Genomic DNA, 3,700 nt, shown 5'->3' with positions numbered 1-3,700 from the left:
TTCTGTAATGGTTAATTCTTTAAAAGGGGTTTCTAGTCGCAGGTATGGACAAGCTGGCTATCCTAAACCCTATGGGAAAGATGCTCTTTGGTCTCCTAGTTATTTTGTTTCTTCTGTAGGAGGTGCAACCCTGGAAGTTCTCAGATGCTCTATTAAAGATCAAGAAAAGCCGTCGTAAAACGACGGGGTTTTAACCCAAATTTTCGATAACGAAAATAATAAGTGAACTATATCAGAAAGTCTTAGAGAATGAACTGGGACGAGCGAGATTGATAAAAATTAGCGCGGCGCAATCCACCGCAAAATCCTAGTCTATCGCAAAACTATCCGCCTAGCGGCGGGAGACAAAGGGCAAAAAGGCAAAAGAGCAAAGGGTTAAAGTCGTGGGGAGACACACGCAACCCGAAAACCGCTGACGCTGTAGTGGATGCCGGGGTTGATCCTGCTGCGGATGGCAGAACGACAGTTATAAGGGAAGTCGAGCCAAGAACCGCCGCGCAGACATTTTTCAGACTGAGAACGATTATCATTATCAATCCACGCCGTGCCATCATCCGGCGCATTCTTATAACTATCATGCCAATCGTCTTCGCACCACTCCCAAACATTGCCACTCATGTCATACAGTCCCCAACCATTGGGCTTTTTCTGTCCTACGGGATGAGTTGTGTCATTAGGATTTCCATCATACCAAGCGTAATTTCCTAACTGATTATCATCATCACCAAAATAATAGCGAGTGGTTGTCCCCGCACGACAAGCATATTCCCATTCCGCTTCTGTGGGTAGGCGATAGGTTTTTCCGGTTATTTGACTCAATTTCTGACAAAAAGCTTGAGCGTCATTCCAGCTAACATTTTCTACCGGATTTTGGGGATTATTTTTAAAACGAGAGGGATTGTCTCCCATTACTGCTTGATATTGTGCTTGAGTAATGGGATATTTGCCAATGGCAAAACTGTTGACTTTAACTTGGTGTGGAGGCTTTTCAGAATCGCTTTCAGAAGAACCCATGAGAAATTTACCTGCTGGTAAGCTTACCATCTCTAGTGTGACTCCCTTGGGTAGGTTTTCGGTAAATGAAGTTTTATCCCCTGGCGCTGTCCCTAACTGATAACTGATAACTGATGACTGATAGTTTTCGGTAAATGAAGTTTTATTGCCTGGCGCTGTCTCTGGTTGAGTTTGGGGAGGAATAGGAGAGTCACCGACGACGGAGGTGCTAAAGTCCCTGACTCTCTCGATTACATGGTTGTTGATGCGTTGAATGGCGGTTTCCAGTTCGATTTCCTCGTCGGGGATTTCCACTTCTGTCCATTGCCATCCTTCCTGTTCGGCTCGCTCTAATGCGCTCGCTAAACGTCCGCGCTTTTCTTCGCTGGTGACGAGGAAATTGAGCAAACTAGCCGATAGATTCTCGTTTTTGCGGAAAGATACGGCCGATTCGGAACTGAGAATGTTCTGGACGAGGGATTCCACTTCGCTGACACTGCGGGAAAGTTCCCCGTCAATGGTCACTACTTGATCGATCAAACCCTGAAACTGTCCGATAATTGGTTTTAGGTATTGTTCTAGATTAATGGCTACTTTGGCCATTTCGATCGCTTCTTTTTCCAGATTATCTAACTCGATCTGCAACTGATACACTTGTTTGTACCCGTTCAACTCGCCGATCATTTTCGAGAAAACCCGTTTTTGTGTATCCTGATCTTCGGCTAATTTCTGGATACTTTCGCTGATTAGGTCGATTTTCTTGAGCATGAGCAAGCTAGCGCGACCGACGAGAATCACGGTGCGGAAAATCTGCTGTTTCTGTAGTCTCAGGGTATCTCGCAGTTCGGCCGAGCCGATGCTATTCTCTAGAGATTGGCGTTTTCGCTCTGTTTCTGCCAATTTCTGGCATTTAACCGCCACTGCCTCTTTGATTTCCTCGGTGAGTGACAGGAAAAACCGCCGGTATTCATCTTTATGGTCGGTGAGAAATCTGATTAACTGGTTATAGTCCCCGACTAATCTTTCCAATTCTTGAAAGGTTTCCTCGAAATCGAGGGGTTCTTCTTTTTTCCTCAATCCTAGCCATGTATTGCGAACCCGTTTTCCGGTTTTAATCAGTTGCTGTCTTTCTTGAATCTGATCCTGTAAAATTAATAAATCGGGGCGATTTAGTCGGGGAAGTTGATAGGTTTTCCGATAAAGCTTGATTTTCGCCGTTTCTGCTGCCATCGCCTTGGTCGCTGAGGGTGAGTTTTTTCTATTTTATGCCATTTTCTTTATTCGTGGCGAGCATCTTTCTCCGAGGGTAAGAGCATCTCAATTAGGCTTGACAAAAGGCTCTCAGCACAGCAATCATATAGTTATTATCCATGGCCGCTTGTTTACTTTTTTGTGACATACTACGTTGAGCCATGGGTCTTAAGAAGGCACAATGACGAAAGCTGTGGCCGGAGCGAATCCGACAGGGATATTTCAATTATCAAGGGCGAGCGCTTTTGGGTGTTGTGAAGTTTTTTTGATTGGCGATCATTTTTCGTGAGGCGATATAAACTTGATATTGTAAAGTTTCAATACGAATATGGTCAGATCTAGTCAAGCATAGTAATATGTGGTCATGAAACTATCAGACTATAATGAGCATTATCTCGTGAGCTTCTAAAAATTCTGATGACCAAAATCCTCACCGATTATCGAGGCTTTCCTGTGCGTCTTACAGAAGAAAGATTGCTCCATATTTTAGACCATCCCGAGATGGCTGTGTTGAAGGATAGAATAGAAGAAACGCTTCAGTATCCCGAACAAGTCAGAAAATCTAACACCGACAACCAAGTGATTTTAAATTACCGTTATTATCTTAATACATTAATGGGAGATAAATGGCTATGCGTTGTCACTAAATATCTTGATAAAGATGCCTTTTTATTGACAGCCTATTTAACGAATAGAATTAAACAAGGAGAATTGTTATGGCCACTAACTTAAAAATTTGGTTTGACAAAGAAGGTGATTTCCTAGAAGTTCTTTTTTCTGATCAACCAGGTTATATGCAGGAAACAGAAAATGATGCAATTATGACCAGAGTTGATCTTCAGGGAAACGTATTAGGTTTTTCCATTTTAGGCGTAAGTCAACTAAAAAAGGATCACCCTTTAGTCGCAGAACTTTCGGGTAATGTTACAGCTTAACTTATTGGGTCAATCCGTCGCCAACCTAACTAATTTTGGCTCTCCCGACATCATGGGGTAAAATAGAGTTCTTGCATAATTAATTTTTGAGAGTGCAAAATTGACATCCTCGCCGCCGTAAAACGGACGGTGATTCCCAAACCTCACGATTTAGGTTTCTGCTTCTTTCCCTTGCGGGGTTCCGCACCAGCCTTAACAGATTTACTCTGTTCGGGTCTTATGGTCGCTCTACAGACTGACACCGCAAGTCCTGCGGCCAAAATATTTTTACTAGCGTTAATATCTCGGTCATGGTGTGTCCCACAGTCTGGACAGTCCCACTCTCGAATATTTAACGGCATCTTCTCAGCAATATACCCACAATTACTACACCGCTTAGAACTAGGAAACCATCTATCTATTTCGATGTAATTTCTCCCATACCAACGGCATTTATAAGCTAATTGTCGGGTAATTTCTCCCCAACTAACGTCAGATATTGCCTGAGATAATTTCGGGTTTTTGACCAGATTCTTGACGGC

The 3,700-nt window shown here is 43.2% G+C and carries 5 protein-coding genes and 1 pseudogene; 3 read left to right on the top strand and 3 right to left on the bottom strand.

The window, feature by feature from the left end:
* A partial coding sequence (locus tag IM479_RS00880) for a transposase (protein WP_287686570.1) occupies window positions 1-178 on the top strand: 178 nt, incomplete at its 5' end.
* Window positions 179-375: 197 nt separating this feature from the next.
* On the opposite strand, the gene IM479_RS00875 is transcribed toward IM479_RS00880, so the two are convergent.
* Complete coding sequence (locus IM479_RS00875; protein ID WP_287686569.1) at window positions 376-2,223, bottom strand: SUMF1/EgtB/PvdO family nonheme iron enzyme; 1,848 nt, start codon at window positions 2,221-2,223, stop codon at window positions 376-378.
* A 91-nt stretch (window positions 2,224-2,314) separates the two neighbouring features.
* A pseudogene (locus IM479_RS00870) lies at window positions 2,315-2,458 on the bottom strand (ISAs1 family transposase); the annotation flags it as partial.
* A gap of 203 nt (window positions 2,459-2,661) precedes the next feature.
* On the opposite strand from IM479_RS00870, the gene IM479_RS00865 reads away from it, so the two are divergent.
* Both IM479_RS00865 and IM479_RS00860 read left to right on the top strand, forming a co-directional pair.
* Window positions 2,662-2,976, top strand: coding sequence for a DUF4258 domain-containing protein (locus IM479_RS00865; protein WP_286826457.1), 315 nt, complete (start codon window positions 2,662-2,664; stop codon window positions 2,974-2,976).
* The gene (locus IM479_RS00860) at window positions 2,961-3,179 is read left to right on the top strand and encodes a DUF2283 domain-containing protein (RefSeq protein ID WP_286826458.1); all 219 of its coding nucleotides are present in this window, start codon (window positions 2,961-2,963) and stop codon (window positions 3,177-3,179) included. Before IM479_RS00865 ends, IM479_RS00860 begins: the two co-directional genes overlap by 16 nt.
* Window positions 3,180-3,322: 143 nt before the next feature.
* Here IM479_RS00860 and IM479_RS00855 read toward each other — a convergent pair.
* Window positions 3,323-3,700 (bottom strand): RNA-guided endonuclease TnpB family protein (locus IM479_RS00855; protein WP_287699027.1); only part of this gene is annotated, 378 nt, incomplete at its 5' end.

Origin of the sequence: Microcystis sp. M165S2, from assembly GCF_020245885.1 — a bacterium.
In the GTDB taxonomy this organism is placed as follows: domain Bacteria; phylum Cyanobacteriota; class Cyanobacteriia; order Cyanobacteriales; family Microcystaceae; genus Microcystis.
The sequence above is the reverse complement of the archived record's forward strand: the minus strand, read 5'-3'. Positions and strand labels throughout refer to the sequence as shown.